17 protein-coding genes and 8 pseudogenes are annotated in these 17,621 nt (G+C 28.6%); 19 read left to right on the top strand and 6 right to left on the bottom strand.

Annotated elements, in window-relative coordinates:
- Positions 1 to 2 precede the first annotated feature (2 nt).
- The 4 genes from BDU_RS06695 to BDU_RS08785 all read left to right on the top strand — a co-directional run bounded on the left by BDU_RS06695 (position 3) and on the right by BDU_RS08785 (position 2,704).
- Positions 3 to 563, top strand: a complete 561-nt coding sequence (locus tag BDU_RS06695; protein WP_012539599.1) for a DUF226 domain-containing protein — start codon at positions 3 to 5, stop codon at positions 561 to 563.
- Positions 539 to 1,303 (top strand): ParA family protein, encoded by a 765-nt coding sequence (locus tag BDU_RS06690; RefSeq protein WP_012539598.1) that lies wholly within the window; start codon positions 539 to 541, stop codon positions 1,301 to 1,303. The genes BDU_RS06695 and BDU_RS06690 overlap by 25 nt, the downstream gene beginning before the upstream one ends.
- A 45-nt stretch (positions 1,304 to 1,348) precedes the next feature.
- On the top strand, positions 1,349 to 1,873 hold the full coding sequence (locus BDU_RS06685) for a chromosome replication/partitioning protein (protein WP_041177934.1): 525 nt from the start codon (positions 1,349 to 1,351) through the stop codon (positions 1,871 to 1,873).
- A gap of 405 nt (positions 1,874 to 2,278) precedes the next feature.
- Positions 2,279 to 2,704: an ERF family protein gene (locus BDU_RS08785; RefSeq protein WP_318250844.1), complete on the top strand. Its 426-nt coding sequence runs from the start codon at positions 2,279 to 2,281 to the stop codon at positions 2,702 to 2,704.
- Between the two features lie 201 nt (positions 2,705 to 2,905).
- Here BDU_RS08785 and BDU_RS07850 read toward each other — a convergent pair.
- Both BDU_RS07850 and BDU_RS07845 read right to left on the bottom strand, forming a co-directional pair.
- Positions 2,906 to 3,168 (bottom strand): annotated as a pseudogene (locus BDU_RS07850) (BBA14 family lipoprotein).
- A 94-nt stretch (positions 3,169 to 3,262) separates the two neighbouring features.
- Positions 3,263 to 3,586: a BlyB family putative holin accessory protein gene (locus BDU_RS07845; RefSeq protein ID WP_318250848.1), complete on the bottom strand. Its 324-nt coding sequence runs from the start codon at positions 3,584 to 3,586 to the stop codon at positions 3,263 to 3,265.
- Between the two features lie 305 nt (positions 3,587 to 3,891).
- Between BDU_RS07845 and BDU_RS06670 the strand changes: the two genes are divergently transcribed.
- The 5 genes from BDU_RS06670 to BDU_RS06660 all read left to right on the top strand — a co-directional run bounded on the left by BDU_RS06670 (position 3,892) and on the right by BDU_RS06660 (position 5,658).
- Positions 3,892 to 4,386, top strand: a complete 495-nt coding sequence (locus BDU_RS06670; protein ID WP_318250843.1) for a hypothetical protein — start codon at positions 3,892 to 3,894, stop codon at positions 4,384 to 4,386.
- 197 nt (positions 4,387 to 4,583) lie between these two features.
- Positions 4,584 to 4,793, top strand: coding sequence for a hypothetical protein (locus BDU_RS08110; RefSeq protein WP_041177931.1), 210 nt, complete (start codon positions 4,584 to 4,586; stop codon positions 4,791 to 4,793).
- Positions 4,794 to 4,848: 55 nt separating this feature from the next.
- Positions 4,849 to 5,118, top strand: a complete 270-nt coding sequence (locus BDU_RS08780; protein ID WP_318250847.1) for a single-stranded DNA-binding protein — start codon at positions 4,849 to 4,851, stop codon at positions 5,116 to 5,118.
- Positions 5,054 to 5,197: a hypothetical protein gene (locus tag BDU_RS08775; RefSeq protein ID WP_318250842.1), complete on the top strand. Its 144-nt coding sequence runs from the start codon at positions 5,054 to 5,056 to the stop codon at positions 5,195 to 5,197. Before BDU_RS08780 ends, BDU_RS08775 begins: the two co-directional genes overlap by 65 nt.
- A 44-nt stretch (positions 5,198 to 5,241) precedes the next feature.
- Entirely contained in the window at positions 5,242 to 5,658 is a 417-nt protein-coding gene (locus BDU_RS06660; protein WP_012539596.1) for a DUF261 domain-containing protein, read from the top strand.
- Positions 5,659 to 5,932: 274 nt separating this feature from the next.
- Here BDU_RS06660 and BDU_RS08770 read toward each other — a convergent pair.
- The 3 genes and pseudogenes from BDU_RS08770 to BDU_RS07555 form a co-directional block, all read right to left on the bottom strand.
- Positions 5,933 to 6,069 (bottom strand): annotated as a pseudogene (locus BDU_RS08770) (site-specific integrase); the annotation flags it as partial.
- 206 nt (positions 6,070 to 6,275) lie between these two features.
- A complete protein-coding gene (locus BDU_RS06655) occupies positions 6,276 to 6,545 on the bottom strand; it encodes an Mlp family lipoprotein (protein ID WP_318250841.1) in 270 nt (89 codons plus the stop codon).
- Positions 6,546 to 6,789: 244 nt separating this feature from the next.
- Positions 6,790 to 7,488, bottom strand: coding sequence for a hypothetical protein (locus BDU_RS07555; RefSeq protein WP_012539595.1), 699 nt, complete (start codon positions 7,486 to 7,488; stop codon positions 6,790 to 6,792).
- A gap of 152 nt (positions 7,489 to 7,640) precedes the next feature.
- Here BDU_RS07555 and BDU_RS06645 point away from each other — a divergent pair, with 152 nt between their 5' ends.
- From BDU_RS06645 to BDU_RS06620, 8 genes and pseudogenes are all read left to right on the top strand, one after another.
- On the top strand, positions 7,641 to 8,180 hold the full coding sequence (locus BDU_RS06645) for a DUF603 domain-containing protein (protein ID WP_012539544.1): 540 nt from the start codon (positions 7,641 to 7,643) through the stop codon (positions 8,178 to 8,180).
- An 11-nt stretch (positions 8,181 to 8,191) separates the two neighbouring features.
- A pseudogene (locus BDU_RS06640) lies at positions 8,192 to 9,551 on the top strand (PBSX family phage terminase large subunit).
- 4 nt (positions 9,552 to 9,555) lie between these two features.
- Positions 9,556 to 10,113 (top strand): annotated as a pseudogene (gene bdr, locus BDU_RS06635) (Bdr family repetitive protein).
- Positions 10,114 to 10,255: 142 nt separating this feature from the next.
- A pseudogene (locus BDU_RS09040) lies at positions 10,256 to 10,450 on the top strand (phage portal protein); the annotation flags it as partial.
- A 69-nt stretch (positions 10,451 to 10,519) separates the two neighbouring features.
- Positions 10,520 to 10,643 (top strand): annotated as a pseudogene (locus BDU_RS09035) (variable large family protein); the annotation flags it as partial.
- Between the two features lie 296 nt (positions 10,644 to 10,939).
- Positions 10,940 to 12,025: a variable large family protein gene (locus BDU_RS06630; protein WP_012539593.1), complete on the top strand. Its 1,086-nt coding sequence runs from the start codon at positions 10,940 to 10,942 to the stop codon at positions 12,023 to 12,025.
- A 296-nt stretch (positions 12,026 to 12,321) separates the two neighbouring features.
- Positions 12,322 to 12,977 (top strand): annotated as a pseudogene (locus tag BDU_RS07825) (variable large family protein); the annotation flags it as partial.
- 186 nt (positions 12,978 to 13,163) lie between these two features.
- On the top strand, positions 13,164 to 14,183 hold the full coding sequence (locus BDU_RS06620) for a variable large family protein (protein ID WP_012539592.1): 1,020 nt from the start codon (positions 13,164 to 13,166) through the stop codon (positions 14,181 to 14,183).
- A gap of 37 nt (positions 14,184 to 14,220) precedes the next feature.
- Here the strand turns inward: BDU_RS06620 and BDU_RS08765 are convergent, their stop codons facing one another.
- Complete coding sequence (locus tag BDU_RS08765) at positions 14,221 to 14,355, bottom strand: hypothetical protein (protein WP_318250840.1); 135 nt, start codon at positions 14,353 to 14,355, stop codon at positions 14,221 to 14,223.
- A gap of 154 nt (positions 14,356 to 14,509) precedes the next feature.
- Here BDU_RS08765 and BDU_RS06615 point away from each other — a divergent pair.
- Both BDU_RS06615 and BDU_RS06610 read left to right on the top strand, forming a co-directional pair.
- Positions 14,510 to 15,542, top strand: a pseudogene (locus tag BDU_RS06615) (variable large family protein).
- A 195-nt stretch (positions 15,543 to 15,737) separates the two neighbouring features.
- Positions 15,738 to 16,790 (top strand): variable large family protein, encoded by a 1,053-nt coding sequence (locus BDU_RS06610; RefSeq protein WP_012539494.1) that lies wholly within the window; start codon positions 15,738 to 15,740, stop codon positions 16,788 to 16,790.
- The last annotated feature ends 831 nt before the right edge of the window (positions 16,791 to 17,621 follow it).

Here is a 17,621-nt window from a genome sequence, read left to right as displayed (position 1 = left end):
TTATGGATAATGTATTGGAACAATTTGAAGATAGAGAAGTGGATATTAAACGAAAAGCAAAGAAACGACTATTTGTTCAAATAGAAAGTATAAGAGATAGGAAAATATATCATACAAAAGTAATGATGGATTTATATTTATTTGGAATTGATAAAAGACAGAAGCATAAATTTTTTATTGCGTTTAGGGGATTATTTAATCAAGAAAGAATAGAGCTTTTTAGTTTATTTGCTTTAAGGGATGATGATGAATTTTTAGGAATATTTTATGGATATAGGAAGCCAATACAAAACCTTGTAACTAGATATGAAGAAAATGGTGTTATGAAAGCATATACGTTTTCAAGAGTATGTTATATAGAGTTTAAATTTAAAAAAGGAAGTGTTTATTGTTATATTAAAGGTATTTCTTGTTTACTTAAAAAAGAAAAGTCAAACACAAAATATTATAAGTCTTTAACTTATAGAATCACAGATTTAGAGAAACAGGTATATGAATTTTACAATAAAAACTTGCCAAGTGGGGGTCTTATAAACAAATGGATAAAAAAAAACCAAAGGTAATCACCATAGCATCAATCAAAGGTGGTGTTGGGAAAAGTGTTATGGCAATTGTATTTAGTTATATATTGGAAGATATGAATAAGAAAGTTCTGTTAATTGATTTAGATCCTCAAAATAGTATTACTAGTTATTTTATTAAGTATATAAATAATATAGAAGAATTCAATGTATATTCTTTATTAAAAGAGGAATATGATTACAACTTTGATAAATATTTAAGCGTTATAAGTCATAATATGTATCTTATTGCATCTCATCCAATGTTAGGAAATTTTGAACAAGAATCAATTGAATATAAAGAACTATTGTTGGAGTTTTGTTTAAGGGAAAACTTAGCAAATTATGATTTCGATTATGTCATAATTGATACTGCTCCTAATTCAAAAGTACTGTTATATAATGCTCTTAATATAACAGATATTCTTGTAGTTCCTATTGAAACTGAAAGGTGGTCAGTTGAAACATTTCCACAGATTTTAAAATCGGTAAAAAAAACAGAAATTATTAAAAATAGAAAAATAGAAATATCAATTATAAAAAATAAATTTATTAAGAATAGAAATACTCTTAGAGATATTGAAGTTCTTTTAAATGAAAATTATAGGGATTTAGTTAAAGGAAAAGTTCACTTTTCTAATGGAGTAAGGGTGTTTATTAATGAATTGCTTGTGCCAGATAAGAGTGAAAAATATTATAAAGAGATAAAAGATGCTTTGAATAACATAATAACGTACAAATAAGTACACCGGGTGTATTTATTTGTACGTTATTACAAAGGAGTATTTATGGTAAAAAAAGAAATCATTTTAAATAACCGGGATCAAAATATAAGTAATAAGGAAAGTAAAGTAAAATATGAATTTTATAAAAATCAATTGAGAGCAATATTATTAAATGAGGTTGAAGATAGAATTAAGATAATGAAGATTTTATATGAAATCAAAGAAGGTTTTTTGTATAAACTTGATGGATATAAAAATTTTAACAAATTTTTGGAAGATTTTGTGATAGCAAGAACCCAGGCTTTTAAATATTTAAAAATTTATAAAGAAATATTAAAAGGGACGTTGGATGTAGAAGAGCTTAAAAGAGACGGAATAAAAGGAGTTTTGAGAAAAATTAAAGCATCTCAAAACTCAAAAGAAAATTCAATCAAACCATTAAGATTTCAACTTAAGAGTCAAGAGAGTTATTCTTTTTATAAGCAAAATGCTAAATTTACTAGTTTTTTGATGGATGAGTTATTTAAGTATAAGAAAGATTTATTAGAAGAATTTATGAAAAAGTTTAAAGATTTAAAAGGTATTTAAAATAAATTAGGTGTTAAAAGAAGATATATTTGTTGAACTATTTAAAATAGTGGTTGATTTTACTTTAAATTTATTGTATTCTGATTATTGCTAGTAGTGCTATTATTTTAGAACTACCTGTACTATGATCATTTCATGTAGCTTTTAGAGCTTAATTAAATGTTCTTTGAGTTAGGATATTTAATTAGGCTCTAAATGTTTAATTTTGTGAAGTTTTATAAATTAATTTTTTTCTAAATATATTTTTGTAATCTTAATAAATATTTATATAAATTAATAATACAGGAGATTTGTTATGAAAAATAATAATTCTATAAAAACAAATACACAGGAAACAACAAAAATACAACAATGAATCAAAATAGAATAGACTTTTAAAAAAATCTTTATACTCTTCAAATACATTTGAATGGAGTAAACAAAAATCTTAATGGATATGGATACAAGTATCGGGATTTCAATGAAATAGTAAGGGAAGTTAAGAATGTTATTAAGGAACATAATTTAGATCTTGGATTTGTACAATATCCAACTACAAAGAGTATTGATGGTAATTTAGTAGATGTTGTTACAACACTATTTTATAGTCCTTTAAGTAGATATGAATATTCATTTGATACATCAACACATATAAAAGAATTGAAGTCTCTTGGGATTAAAAGTCAAAATACATGGCCGCAGCTTGTGGGGTCTGCAATAACTTATTTCAAACGTTATGCCTTAGTTGCATATTTGTCAATAGAAAGTGAAGTTGATACTGATGCTAGTAATTTAGATCTTAAACAAAAGAATAATAAAGAACAAATTGAAAATAATACTTGTAATAGTTAAGATAGCAGTACAGAGACAAACCATCTATAGATGTAACAAAAGCAAGATCAATAGAAAGTAGAGTACAAAATAAATAAGTTGCTAGTACTGGGCATTCTAAATCCAAAGTTAAACATAATGTTAATATGAATAAATTTAATTATTATCAAAACTTACTAATAGCATCAAGAAATATGTATAACTTTTTAAGTGATAAACCATTTAGTAGTTTATCAGAAATAAATCTTTAGCAATAGGTTTAGTGATGGTGATATAATCTTGAAATAATTTGATGTTAAACTTTAAATTCTCAACAGTATGTTCGTCTTTAAGTTCTGCTGGATTGAAATAAGTAAACTTAGGATAATTGGGGTCTTTAACTTTTTTTTTGTACTTATTAAGAACACTTGCAAATACATAATATAATCAGCCAACTTAGCTTCATCAGTACTAAGCTCTTTAAGATATTCTGTTTTTGTAAGTATTGGTTCCTCTATTAGTGAAGCGATAGTAGTACAAAAAATTATTAAGAAAAGAGAAATTAATCTTGATAATAAAATTATTTTTTGAATTTTTATATTAAGCTTCCTTTAATATCTTTATATAAGAATTCATAATCTTATTTCTTTTATTTCTAAGTTGAGATATATATTTTGCATTCTCATCTTGATTATAATAATCATCAGAGTTTTTTATTATTTCAATATTGATTCTTATAATCTCTTCAAGTTCAGATAATAGTTTAATAGCTTCGTTCTGTTCCATTCTATTTATACTTGCTTCATATAAAGAAAAGATGTAATTAACTACTTTTAAAAAGATATTTGTATAAGTAGATGTATTTTTATCATTATTATTTTTTTGTAGAATTTTTGTAAATTTATTTAGTATATCAATACCTATTTTTGCCGTACTTGAATTCAGTTATACTCTTTTTTATATGCTGTAATTTCTGATGGTAGTTTCATATTATCTGAATTACTATTTACCTTTTCTATAAATTTTTATTTTAATTTGGATAGGTTCAATAGTCGATTTCATTTGTGGATTTAAATTATTCTCTAAAATCTCTATGTTTTTAGTATAAATATGCTTATATTCCAAATAGAATTGGTGTGATAATGAGAATGTGTGATTGTCAGTTATGTCAATTAGAGATTAAATGTAGTGATAGTAATTATTTCTTTAAATATTATGTTCAAGCACAAGTGCAACTTGCATGTACTGATTTATCAAAATGCAACCTATTCTTTTTAATTGGTGATGAGCCTATTAATTGTATTATAGAAAGGAATAATGGCGTTATAGGGATAGTGATGATTTATATTGCGGCATTGGATATGGAAATTGAACGTATGTGTAATATCATAAAAAGAGACAAGTCTATTGATCTTGCAAATATTGACATAGAAGATTTAACTAATCATATAAAGCTATTCTTACAAGATAGTAAATATTATTCAAGCCTGGCAGAATTAAATTATAAAGATGAGTTTATAATTTTTATCAATATTTTTAAATTCAATATTGGTGCCGAAGAGCGAGCTCTTTTAAAGAAACATTTAGTTGATATTCAATCTAAGAAAACAGGAATAGATAAGAAAGAGAAAGAGCATGCTAAAGAATTATATGCACTTACTAAACAAGATAAGGATGTTCTTAAAGATATATTTGGTAAATTATCTATGGGGGGTTTGAATTAACAGATAATATTGTTTATAGATTAGGAAAGAATGTATTTGAGTTAAATTCAGGTAAACGTGCTATTAAAGATAGATTTAAATTAATTAAGGATCATTATGATTATTATAATATTAATGATATTAGTTTTCGTCGTAAGTTCTCTATATCTAATTCTGTATCTTCTATTTCATATGCAATTTAATGGGAGGTTGAGCAGATGATTATACATATAATAATCTTTATTTTAATAATTTTATATCGTATTTTAAAATTCATATATAAGTGTTTAAGAGATATTATTAAAAAATATGTTTGTGACTATCATGCAATAAAAGAATACAATGAATATTTAGGTAATCTGTCTTGTGATCTCCAAAGAATGGAAATCAGACGTAGGCTTCATGATGATGGGGGTTTTGATGTCTGATATTAATAACATCACATTATCATGACACTTAGTTAAAGATTCACTTTTATCTTATATTAGTATAAATTTAGCTATACTAAATTTTTCTATAGCTAATAGTATTAAAGTCAAAAGAGAAGGTGAGTGGAGAGATAATACACAATTTTTTAATTGTGTATTATTTGGTAAGCGAGCAGAAACTCTTATTCATTTTCTTAGTCAAGGTAAGCAAGTTGTTGTTAATGGATCTATGAAACATGAGTATTATAAGGATAAACATAGTGGAGTTAATAAAAAAAAGCATTATTTTTGTAGAGCAACTGAGATTATTTGGTGCGGACAGTAAGCATCATAATCCTAAAGTTGATATTCCTATTCCTGTTTCTGATCCTGTTTGTGAATTTAATGTAGATATTCCTTTTTAGAAGTTTATAAATGAAGTTTAAATTAATAGGAGGTTAAATGATATATGAAATTACAACAAAATGACAATAGATTTTTATTAGAGATTAGACGTTGGGGTTGTTCCTTTTTATCTTTGCATTATTACATAGCATCACTTACAAAGAATAAATTTGACTTTAATGGTATTAATAATAATTATTATCAATTTGATAGTTTAGGTTATATGAGAATTAATTGTTATATTTTAAATCCATGTATAATCTTAAGTTTCTTTGGTATTAAACGAGATGTTAGTGTTGAGGATAAAGATTATAAGTGTTTAAAAGATGAATTTGAGATAAGTGAAGTTAGGATCAGGAATAATATTGGGTCCCATTTTATGGCAACAAATAATACAGAAGTTTTATATGATCCTCTTTTTCTTAAGGATAGAGGACAAGAATATCATTTTAAATCTAAGCGTATATTTAGAAAAATATGAATTCCCATTATTGCATATTATTATTTTCATATATGTATTCATTGTTAAAAGGCTATATGCCTTTTTTATGCTTATTTATTATGTTAAATCTTGATTTTTGTTAAATTTGATTGTATTATTATGACATATACTTTTACAATCTTACATGATTTTAGAATTGGCAATAAATAAACAAAAAGAAGTTACTATTCTTTTTGTTTATTTTATTATAGTAATATATTGATTTAATGTTATGCTTGTATTGATTATATAACAATATATGAAATATACAATATTATTTAAAGCCATCTTTAATATCATGATATGCTTTTAATTTACTTGTTTTTGAAAGGCCATAAACATTATCTATTTCAGCGTTGTTGATGCATATTTCATTAATTCTTTAATTTTAAATGAATTGTATCCTTTACTCTATCTTATTTTTTTAACTTATCCTTCTGTGTTAACTTCAAGTTAACAATTTGTTTATTTCTTCCTTTTATTTTGCCTTTTACTTTTATCAAAGTATCTCTATACTTTCTTTCTTAAATCTGTATTTAAATTTTATTTTTTATTTTCGTTTATAGATTTACAGTCTTATTGATTGCAAGTGCTTGTTACATTTTGTGCAAAATCTTTTAACGTATTGTCGTTAATAGTATTTTTAAAAATTCATTAAAAGTAGATTCATTATTTAAAGCTTCTTTGAAAAATTCTAATGCTTTTTTTTGATCGTCACTTAATTTTTCTTTTAAAAGCGTTTCTTGATTTTTTTGTTTTTCTTTTAACTGTTCTTCAGTTAAATCCTTTTTATGTTTGTCTTCTTCATTTTTTGTATTGGAACTAGATTGTTTGCAATTGTTTAAAAATAAAATAATTATTAAAAATAATATATTGAGTTTATTCATCAATATCTCCTTTTTTGATTTAATGAATGTTTATTTATAGTCAACAATATAAATCATTATTTGCATATTATAATAAAATATAGCGTTTATATTAATTATTCGATAATAAGTATGTTTAATGAAAATATATAGCGATTGTTATGTTGTATAAATTACTTTGATTATTATTTGATTAGCAACTACTAAATCGTAGTTGTTAAATGTTTATTTATTTTTGATTAACAGTTTATTTTGTTACTAATTTTTAATATTTCCATAGTTCAAATAGATATTGATAGTCATGTTTATTTTGAAGTACGTGTTTCATTTTTTTGAAAATTTCTTCATTAGTATCGTAGTATTCTTTCGGAATCATGCTTATATGTAAAATATAAAAGAAAAGCATCTCGATACAACTAGCACCCCTAGTACAACTGTTACCATATAAGTCCTCGTTGTATGTATGTTCCTTTTTATATTCATCATTTTGATATTGATAATAAGCACCTTGTATATATTCTTTAGTATTTTGATGCTTATTACTTGCAAGTTTTTTTCGTTTATTTTCTATAAAATTATATGTATAACTAAAGGCATTACTTAATTCTTTTTGTTCTTGCTTGCGTGTATTATCTAAAATCCAAGTTCGAAATTTTGTGTATTTGTTCACTTTATTTTTCGATTCTTGATTCATTTCATAATAGTCTTTGTCGTCTCTCCTATGTTTTTCTATATTTTCGATCTCTAGTAGGATCCTTTCTTTTTCCGTATCAAGTGCGTATATTAATACATCGAATATATTTTTTTCTTTAGAAGTTAAAATAGATTTTAGTGGATTAGTGGGAGTAATGTTTATAGGTGTTTTATCAGATTCATTATTAAGTTTATCTAGATTTTTATCTTCATTGCGACCATATAAAAATAACGTGATAAAAAGAATTAGAATATTTATATTTTTATTCATATGATATTCTCCTTTATTTTCAATAATACATTATATTTTTCTTTGGATATATACTTGTAAGCTTTTTTCGTTGATTTTGTAAAATTATTATTTTGTTATAGAGTTTATGTTAAGCTGAATTGATTTTTGTTAATTTAGAAGGTTGAAGAGATATGAATAAAGTAAAGAAATCATTTGATGATTATATTGTGTATTTTAATGGAGGAAAGCTTAGTGATGCACAAATTAGTAAAGAGATGGGTGTAAATCGTGCTAATGTATGTAAAATGAGGCGTAGATGGGAGTCTAGAGAAAGCAATAATTTAGAAGAACATCCAAAAGTAACAATTAGTGAAGAAACTCTAAATAATGTGTTAATTTGTGCATCAGAGCATAATGCACAATCAGGTAGTATTAGAAGCCAGCTTCATATGTCTAGAAATAGATTGGGATTAGAATTTATTGCTTCATTTAATAGTTATTTAGATTTGGAATTTAAATCATACAATAACGAAATAAAGGTATTAGAGAGCAAAATTGAAAGACTGAGAGAAGGAATTGATAATGAAGACGAGCAAGATCTTAATAATAATCTATGTGAACTTGACGAAGTTAAACGAGCAAAAGAACTTAAAAAAATGGAGTTGTATTATCAAGCTATGCTTAAATTAAAAGCAACTGATTTTGAATCACAAGTTAAATTTAAAATTTAAAGGATTATTTTATGAATATATATGATCTACCTCTTTTTAAGTCTATGCAAAGGGAATATAAGCGTAAATTTGGGATTGATATTGCGTTTTTTATTAAACCAAAACCAGTAGTTGTTGATTTTAAAAGTTTTGAAAATAAGTTGTTGACTAAAAAACAACGTAAAGTGTTACGTGATATTGAAAAGAATAATCAAAACGAAGTTATTTTATCAGGTGGGATTGCAGGTGGTAAAACATTTTTGGCTTGTTATTTATTCTTAAAAACTTTACTTAAAAAATAGGCATTTTTATGGTAAATATATCAATAATTTTATATTAGGCAACTCACAGAAAGCATTAGAAATTAATGTTACAGGTCAATTTGAAAAGCTTACTAATATGCTTAAAATACCTTTTGTTCCCAAATATTCAAATACGTCATATTTTGAAATCAATTCTTTAAGAATTAATTTATATGGTGGTGATAAAGTAAGAGATTTTGAAAGATTTAGAGGATCGAATTCTGCTGTTATTTATGTTAATGAAGCAACAACTCTTCATAAAGAGACATTAAAAGAAGTGCTTAAGAGACTAAGAATGAAACCAGAATTTATTATTTTTGATACTAATCCTGATCATCCAGAGCATTATTTTAAAACAGATTATATTGATAATAACACAGTATATTCTACATATAATTTTACAACATATGATAATGAGACAATTTCAAAGGAATTTATAAAGACCCAAGAAGAAATTTATAAAGATTTGCCAACATATAAAGCCAGTGTACTACTAGGAGAATGGGTCGCAAATAATGATGCGATATTTCGTAATATTAATATTATTGAAGACTATGAATTTAAAAGTCCTATAGCTTATTTAGATCCTGCATATAGTAGTGGTGGAGATAATACTGTTCTTTGTGTTTTAGAGAAGGTGTCGGACAAGTATTATGCGTTTATATTTCAAAATCAAAAACCAGCTGTTGATTCATATGTTACGAATACAATAAAGGTAATAATGGGGAATTTAAATGTTAATACTCTTTATATTGAAGATAGAGATGATATTAAAGGATCTGGGGCTTTGACACGTGAATATGTTAGACTTCGAGATAATATGCAAAATCACTTTAGAATTGCACCAACAAGACCTAAAACAAATAAACATGCAAGGATTGTTTCTTTATTAACACCATTTACTTATAACAAGATGCATTTATTAGATTATAGTAGTCGTTCTGCATTTAGTGATATTTATCCATATAATGGAGATGGTAAAAGTCATGATGATGCTCTTGATGCATTATCAGCTGCATATTTAATTGTGTCTTTAAATTATCGTGATAGAAGTCAACATTTACTAAATTTACTTTCATTTAGCTTATAAATTATTGTATAATAATTACATAAGGAGATTCTTTATGGAGTATATGCAAATGGAACCTGTAATTACTAGACAGATGGTACTAAATGAGCTTGTAAAAGCAGGTATTAATAGAGAGATTGCTGATGATTTGTCTTATAGATACTATAAAAATGAGCTTACTACTAAAGATCTTCAATATTTATAAAGTAATTTTAACTTTAAACTTGAAATATTAGAGCGTGGTTTAAAGGCTGATATTAAAGAGTTTAATAACAAAATTGATACTGTTGAAAATAATTTAAATAACAAAATAGATACTAAATTTACAGAACTTGATAACAAAATCGACAAAGTAAGGGAAGAATTAAAGTCAGATATTAAAGAACTTGATAATAAGATAGATATTGTTAGGAAAGATATGGAATTGAGCAAAATGGAACTTGATACTAAGATAGATAAATTCGCATCAGATGTTAAAGGAACATTTAAATTGCATGCTTGGATGTTTGGGACTATTATTACCATTAATGTAGGAATATTTCTAGCATTAATATCTATGCTATATGCATTGTTTATAAAGTAAATTTAAATAAGTAAATATTTCTTCTATATAAAGAATAGGTTTAATTTATTTTTGCTATTTTTAGCAAAAATAAAAAATTGATCTATAATTATTTATTGTATATTGAATAAGGTTGTAAAGGTTTGAGGTAAAATGAGACTCAATTTTAAAAATCAATTCTTATGAATTATACCGACATTCAATATTTTTCAGGAATTATATAAATAATGTTGCAGAAAACGTTCTGCACAATGGGATCAACTTAGAAATTGTTTATAGTACTGCTTTAAGTGGTATTGAAGATACATTAGATAATATAAAAGTAGAACTTAAAGAAGCACTATTGAATTGTATTATATATTGATGAGATATGATAGTGGAGTAGGTGAAAGGGAACAATTTGTGGGTTCGATAGTAAATTAGCAAATTAGGAAAAGGATTTTTAGATGTTTTTGTAAGTTTTGGGGATATGATTACAGGGACATTGATAATAAAGGCGGAGACTAAAAAAAGTGAAATTGTTGCATATTTTAGTAAAATAGCGATTAGGAATACAGTATATGAAGGATTAAAAGAGATAAATAAGTTATTAGGAGAGATTAAACAGGAAGAAGGGTTTGCTGACAGAATTAATGAATAAAAGAATAAGATAATTAGTATAACTAAAATATAATTAGATTTTTTAAATGAAACTTAGTTAATGAGAGCAAGAGAGCTCTCTTTTTTTATTTGCGGTATTTCATATGTTATATGAATAGTATTCGTATGAATCATCATTTATTGACTTTTTTGTGTGCTTTCTTGAGAAATAAGCTAGAAAAAAATAAAAAATAAGGAGGCTAGAAGAATGAATATAGAGAAAAAAGGAGAGGGGAAAGTAAGAGTAATATTATTGATGATGATGATGGTGATGATGGGATGTAATAGTGGAGGAGTAAAAGGTGGAGAGGTAAACTTGGAAGCTAAGAATAGTTTTTTAGAGTCATTAATAAAGATAGGAGAAGGATTTCAGGAGATTTTTGACGTTTTTGGGAGTGCTGTTGGAGATGCATTAGGATTTAGTGTAGTTAAAGCGGGGGATAAGAGAAGTAAGGTGGGAGAACATTTTGAGAAGATAGGAAAAGGATTACAAGTAATTAAGGATAAATTAAATGGGTTGGCAAAAGACATAGCTTCTGCTCCATATGTTGATAGTAAGGGAGTTGAGTCTATTATTAACAGTGCTAGTGAAGTGATTGTAAAGTTAATTGCTTCTGTAACTAAGCTTGCTGGTGTAACTAAGGAAGATACTATTATAGACAATGCTGGTACTGCTGGTAATGCTGCTGCAGTAGCTGCAGAGGAAGCTAGTGTTAAAGCTATTATTGAAGAAGTCAAAGCTATTATTGAGATTGCTATGAATTCTGGAGTAAAAATTGAAAAAGGAAATGCTGGGAATAGTGTCGCAAATGGTAATGGACCTAAGGCAGTGGTTCATAATGCTCAAGCTAGTGCTGGTGACGCTACTAAATTAGTTGATGAAGTGGCTAAGGCTGATCCATGGGCAATGATTGATAAGATTAAAAGTGCTAAGACTAAAAATAATGTTGCGCCTGCTGCTAATGATGATGCTGGACAATTAGCTACTGCTACTGGTGCTAATGACAACGGATCCGCATCTACCAATGCGGATTTAGCGGCTTCGGTTGCTCTAAAAGCTATGACAAAAGGGGGTAAATTTACTCAACCTGCTGCTAATGAAGATGGTGCAATTAAGGCGGCAGCCGCAAGTGCAGTTAATAAGGTATTAGGGATATTGGATGTAATAATTAATAAAGCAGTAAATCTTGAGTTTAATAAAGTTAAAGAAGCGGTTAAGGGGATAAAATATGCTGAAACTGTTGGGACTGAAATTGTTAAATCTAGTACTATTCAGTCTATTGTTACTAAATAAATCAATAAATTAAATAATAAATAATAAGGTTATTTAAGTCAGAAAGACATGTTTCTACTTAGTCAGGAGAGATGTCTTTCTTTTTTGTATTCTTTGCAAATGTTTATAGTATTGTAACTAGGGGTAGATAGTTATTATGTTAGGTTTACTTTATGGGATGAATGTGATAATTAGATAATATACCAATAGAATTAAGCTTTTGTTATTGTTATTTGGTGGGTTATATGTGTTATTTATTTGTTTTTTTTGTGTGTTCATTGAGATATGAACGAATGAAGAAATAAAAATTTTATGTTAAGACAGCGAGTGAGGCTATTGGAGTAGAGGGTAGTGAACTAATAGGTAATGTTGCTGCTCTGGTGGTGCTAATGATTCTGCAGGTGTATCTGGTAGTGAGATTGATAGTCTAGTAAAGGGAATTAAGGGGATTGTTGATGTAGTACTTAAGGGTATAGGGAAGGCTGATGCTTGGGATGATAAGAAGGCTGAAGATGGTTCTACCTCAAGAGCAGTTGGTTCTGGTGCAGGAAAAATGATAACGCAGGTGTAATGCTAATGATGGAAAGAAAGTAGCATCTGATGCATCAAAAGCAGTTGGAGCAGTAACTGGGGCTGATATTCTGCAAGCTATAGTGAAAAATGGTTCTAATTCAGCTACTGCTGCTGCTAAGGCTAATGCAAAAGATGGAACAATAGCAGGAGCTATAGCGTTGAGAGCAATGGCAAAAAGGGTGGTAAATTTGCTAATACTATTGCTGCTGCTACTGCTGACGTTGTTATTGTAGTTACAGGAGTAGCATTGAGTGCGGTAACTAAGGCATTAGATACGTTAACAGTAGGAATAAGAAAGACAATTGATTTGGGATTAAAGGAAGTAAAAGAAACAATGAAAATTAATTCTGATGCCAATCCAACTATTTCTGTAAATAGCTCTTCAGAATTTAATAAATAATTAATTAGTAATAAAAGATCTGTAAATATATTAAGATAAATTAGTATATATTGAGTGTAGTTGAAAATAATTAGGTAGAGATATTGTAAAGGGAGCCAATAAAGCTCTCTTTTTTTATTTGCAGTATTATATGTGTTATATAGATCATATTTTTTAAATCCTTAAAAATTAAGTTGAATAAAAAAAATGATGGTGGTGGTGATGGTGATGGTATGTAATAGTGGGGGAGTAGCTGAAGGAGAGGAAGGAAAGAATAAATTTTTGCAGTCATTAGTTAATGTGAGTAATGAATTTTTGAATGTTTTCACTTCATTTGGGGAAATGGTAGGGAGTGTATTGGGGTTGAATGTTAATTCAAAGAAGTCAGATGTGAGGAATTACTTTAAGAAGGTTCAAGAGACTGTGCAAGGGATAAAGTATGGACTTAATAAAATTGTTGCTGATATGAAGGAAGAAAAGAATCCGAATGTTGAGGCCACTGAGAGTGCAGTTAAAACATTGGTTGAAAATACACTTGATAAGATAATAGAAGGAGCAAAGACAGCTAGTGAGGCGATAGGAGATGCTAGTGGATTAATAGGAAATGTGGCTGATCAGAATGGAACAGGTGTTGCAGGTACTGATGTTGATAAATTAGTAGAAGGAATTAAGGGAATTGTGAAAGTGGTACTTGAAGGTGTAGGGAAGGCTGATGCTGGGGATTCTAATAAGGCTAGTGATGGTACTGCGAGAACTGCTAATGCTGGAGATGGAGAAGCAGGTAAATTGTTTATTACTGGTAATGGTGCTGCTGGTGATGATGCTAATTCAAAGAAAGTTGCAACAGATGCAGCAAAAGCAGTAGGAGGAGTAAGAGGATCAGATATATTGCAGGCTATAGTTAAAGAAGGTGGTGATGCTTCTAAATTAGCTACTGCTCAGAATCCTGGTTCTGCTCCTAAAGATGCGGTAATAGCAGGTGGAATAGCATTGCGAGCGATGGCAAAAGGTGGTAAATTTGCTAATGGTGCTGCTAATTCAGATGTTTCAGCTGCAGTTAAAGGAGCAGCAGTAAGTGCGGTAACTAAGGCATTAGATATATTGACAATAGGGATAAGAAGAGCAATAGACTTGGGACTTAAGAGTGTCAAAGAAGCAATGAAAACTAATACTGGTGCTACTGCTATAGCATCTGGTAAGAGTGGTTCTAGTAGTCAAAATCAATAATCAGAATACATAACTAAATAATAAAATAAGAGAAAAATTATAAATTAAAGATACTAGGAATTAAGTTCTTGGTATCTTTAATTTTGTAGTGTACTAAACATGGATTTGTTACTGTGTGATTAATTCTATCATTTATGCTTTCATTAAAATGTTCTAGTGAATTGTTATTCATTCGTTGTTGTATACATTTATTTTTTGTTTGTTTGCTTCCTTGTTAGACAAGCATATAAAAACAAAAGGAGGCGAAGAAAATGAATGTAGAAGGAATGAAAGGAATAAAAGGGAAGGAAGAATTGGGAAAGAAAGAGGAGAGTAGGAAGGGAAGGATGGAAAGAAGAGTAGTAAAAGGAATAATAATGGGGATGCTTGTGGTAGTGATGGGATGTAATAGTGGGGGTAGAGATCCGGAGAAAGTGTTTTTGAGTGAGATGGTAAATTTAGGGAAAGGATTTTTAGATTGTGTTTGTGAGTTTTGGCGATATGATTACAGGGACATTGGGGATAAAAGCGGATACAAAGAAAAGTGAAATAGAGGCTTATTTTAGTAAGATTGGGAATACGATGAAAACAGTAAAAGTGAAATTAGGGGAGATTTTGGAAAAGAATGGGCATTATCCGAAGGTGAAAGAGAAGGTAGAGGGATTTATTGGAAAGATAAGTAAGATCGAAGAAGGAGCTAAGAAGGCTGCTTTGGGAGTTAGTGCTGGAGGTAGTGAAGTAATAGGAAGTGCTGTCAAAAATCAGAATGCATCTCCTTCAGAATTACAAAGTGTTAAATCTCTAGTGAAAGGAATTAAAGAGATAGTTGAAATTGTTTTAAAAGGGAGGGGAGATGGGGGAGCTGATTTTACTAAAGATGATAGTAAAAAAGATGTTGGTAAGTTGTTTACTACTACTGATGCTAATAGAGCTGATAATGCGGCAGCCCAAGCAGCAGCAGCGTCAATAGGGGCAGTAAGTGGGTCAGATATATTGCAAGCGATAGCTAAGTCTAAAGAAGATCCTCAAGTTTATAATACTGATGGAATTGAGAAAGCTGTAGATGCAGCAGAGATAGCAGTTGCTAAAGCTGTTGATAATAAAAAAGAGATTAAAGAGGGAGCACAAAAAGATGCAGTAATAGCAGGAGGGATAGCATTGAGGGCAATGGCAAAAGATGGTAAATTTGCGGCTAAGCAGGATGCTAGTGATAAATATGCTAATGCAGTAAATGGTGTAGTAGCAAGTGCAGTAAGTAAGGTATTGAGTACATTGACAATAGCAATCAGGAATAGAGTGGATTTAGGATTAAAAGAGATTAATAAATTATTAGGAGAAATTAAGCAAGGAGAGGGTTCTGAAGCTAAAGTTAGTGAATAGTTTGAATTAGAAATATTTTGAATATATTTGGATTAATTAGGTAAATAATTAGTTAAGAGGGCTTATTTTAGCTCTCTTTTTTTATTTGCAGTATTGTATATAGTTTGATGAATTGTGTTTCATATAAACATCTTTGTTTTTTCTAATCCTTAAAAGATAAGCTAGAAAAAAATAAAAAATAAGGAGGCTAGAAGAATGAATATAGAGAAAAAAGGAGAGGGGAAAGTAAGAGTAGTGATATTAATGATGATGATGGTGATGATGATGGGATGTAATAGTGGAGGTAATGATCCAGAGAAAGTATTTTTGAGTGAGATGGTAAATTTAGGGAAAGGGTTTTTAGATGTTTTTGTAAGTTTTGGCGATATGATTACAGGGACATTGGGGATAAAGGCTGATACAAAGAAAAGTGAGATTGGTGGATATTTTACTAAGATAGCAGAGACAATGAAGGAAGTTAGAGGGAAATTAGGGAAGATTTTAGAAAAGAATGGGCATTATGCAAAGGTAAAAGAGAAGGTTGGTGAATTTATCACAACTATTGATAAGATTGAAGAAGGAGCAAAAACTGCGGCTGGGGGTATTAGTGGTGATGATAAAATTAGTGCTGCATCTGCTGCTGGACAAGACGCTGCTCCTGCTGACAAAGATTCAGTTAATTTTCTTGTTAATGGAATTAAAACTATAGTTGCTGTTGTTTTAAGAGCAAATGAGGGAGATGCTACTGCTACAAAAACAGCGGATACAGAGAAAAAATCAGTTGGGAAATTGTTTAGTGGTACTAATGCTGCTGATGGAACAGATGCACATGCAGCGGCAGCAAGTGCGTCAATAGGAGCAGTAAGTGGAGCTGATATATTGCAAGCTATTGCTAAATCTGCTAATGCTGCTGATAATGAAATTCAGATTGTTAATGCAAAGAATGCTGCTGAAATTGCTGCTGCTAAGAAAGAAAATGCTGGTACTGAATTTAATGTTGATGATGTTAAAAAAGATGCAGTAATAGCTGCAGGAATAGCTTTAAGAGCAATGTCAAAGGGAGGTAAATTTGCTGCTAAGAATGAAGATAAATCTGCACATGCAGTCAATGGTGTAGCAGCAAGTGCTGTAACTAAAGTATTAAATACGCTAATAATATCAATAAGAAATACTGTTGATAGTGGTTTAAAGGAGGTAAATGAAGTACTGGCTACAATTAAACAAGAAGATAAGGCATCAGCAAACGTGGCAGCTAGTGGACAACAATAAATAATTGTAGAAAAAATTAGTAAAGTAAATAAAGTTATTTCAAGGAGACACTTCTCTTATTGTTGTAAAGTATATAGGGAAGATGTTTTCTTGTTAATTTAAGCAATTTAATATATTTCCTTTATATTTGGTATTGTTCAAACTTTTTCTACTAAATAAATCGTAAAACTAAATAATAAAGACAAAACAGAGAAACACTTTTCTATTTTTGTAGTAAGGATGTTTTCTTTTTTGCGTTTTTAATTTGTGATTTTTCTATTGAAGTAGGTTTAGAAAGTATAAATAAAATCTTTGAACTAGATTAATAGAGATAGAAGGAAAAAAAATATGAATGGAATTGAGAAAGCGGGAGATGTAGCAGAGATTTCTATTGCTTCAGCTTGTTAATGATAAAAAGAAATTAAGGATTGGTGCAAGGAGAGATGCAGTAGTAGCAGATGGGATAGATTAAGAATATATTGGGAGCAATTAAACAAGGAAATAATCCTGTTGCTAAAGTTAGTGAATAAATTCAATTAGTAATATTTATAATATAACTTGAATTAATTATCAGTATTGTATGTGTTATATGAATAATATTTTATATAAATCGTATTTTTTTGCCTCTAATCTTTTAAAGAAAAGCTATAAAAAAACAAAATAAGGAGGCTAAGGAAATGAAAATAGAGGAAATAAAAGGAATAAAAGGGAAGAGAGAAATAAATAGAGAGAGGGGAGAGAGTGAATAGAAGAGTAATAATATTAATGATGATGATAGTGATGGGATGTAATAGTGGGGGAGTATCTGGAGGAGAGGGGAAGGTAGACTTAAGCAAAGGAAGAATAGTTTTT

It is taken from the genome of Borrelia duttonii Ly, assembly GCF_000019685.1.
Classification (GTDB): Bacteria; Spirochaetota; Spirochaetia; order Borreliales; family Borreliaceae; genus Borrelia; species Borrelia duttonii.
The sequence above is the reverse complement of the archived record's forward strand: the minus strand, read 5'-3'. Positions and strand labels throughout refer to the sequence as shown.

Coding starts and splice junctions, on each gene's coding strand:
- BDU_RS06695 (WP_012539599.1), top strand. CDS start 3: ATGGATAATGTATTGGAACAATTTGAAGATAGAGAAGTGGATATTAAA.
- BDU_RS06690 (WP_012539598.1), top strand. CDS start 539: ATGGATAAAAAAAAACCAAAGGTAATCACCATAGCATCAATCAAAGGT.
- BDU_RS06685 (WP_041177934.1), top strand. CDS start 1,349: ATGGTAAAAAAAGAAATCATTTTAAATAACCGGGATCAAAATATAAGT.
- BDU_RS08110 (WP_041177931.1), top strand. CDS start 4,584: ATGATTATACATATAATAATCTTTATTTTAATAATTTTATATCGTATT.
- BDU_RS06660 (WP_012539596.1), top strand. CDS start 5,242: ATGAAATTACAACAAAATGACAATAGATTTTTATTAGAGATTAGACGT.
- BDU_RS06655 (WP_318250841.1), bottom strand. CDS start 6,545: ATGAATAAACTCAATATATTATTTTTAATAATTATTTTATTTTTAAAC.
- BDU_RS07555 (WP_012539595.1), bottom strand. CDS start 7,488: ATGAATAAAAATATAAATATTCTAATTCTTTTTATCACGTTATTTTTA.
- BDU_RS06645 (WP_012539544.1), top strand. CDS start 7,641: ATGAATAAAGTAAAGAAATCATTTGATGATTATATTGTGTATTTTAAT.
- BDU_RS06630 (WP_012539593.1), top strand. CDS start 10,940: ATGAATATAGAGAAAAAAGGAGAGGGGAAAGTAAGAGTAATATTATTG.
- BDU_RS06620 (WP_012539592.1), top strand. CDS start 13,164: ATGATGGTGGTGGTGATGGTGATGGTATGTAATAGTGGGGGAGTAGCT.
- BDU_RS08765 (WP_318250840.1), bottom strand. CDS start 14,355: ATGAATAACAATTCACTAGAACATTTTAATGAAAGCATAAATGATAGA.
- BDU_RS06610 (WP_012539494.1), top strand. CDS start 15,738: ATGAATATAGAGAAAAAAGGAGAGGGGAAAGTAAGAGTAGTGATATTA.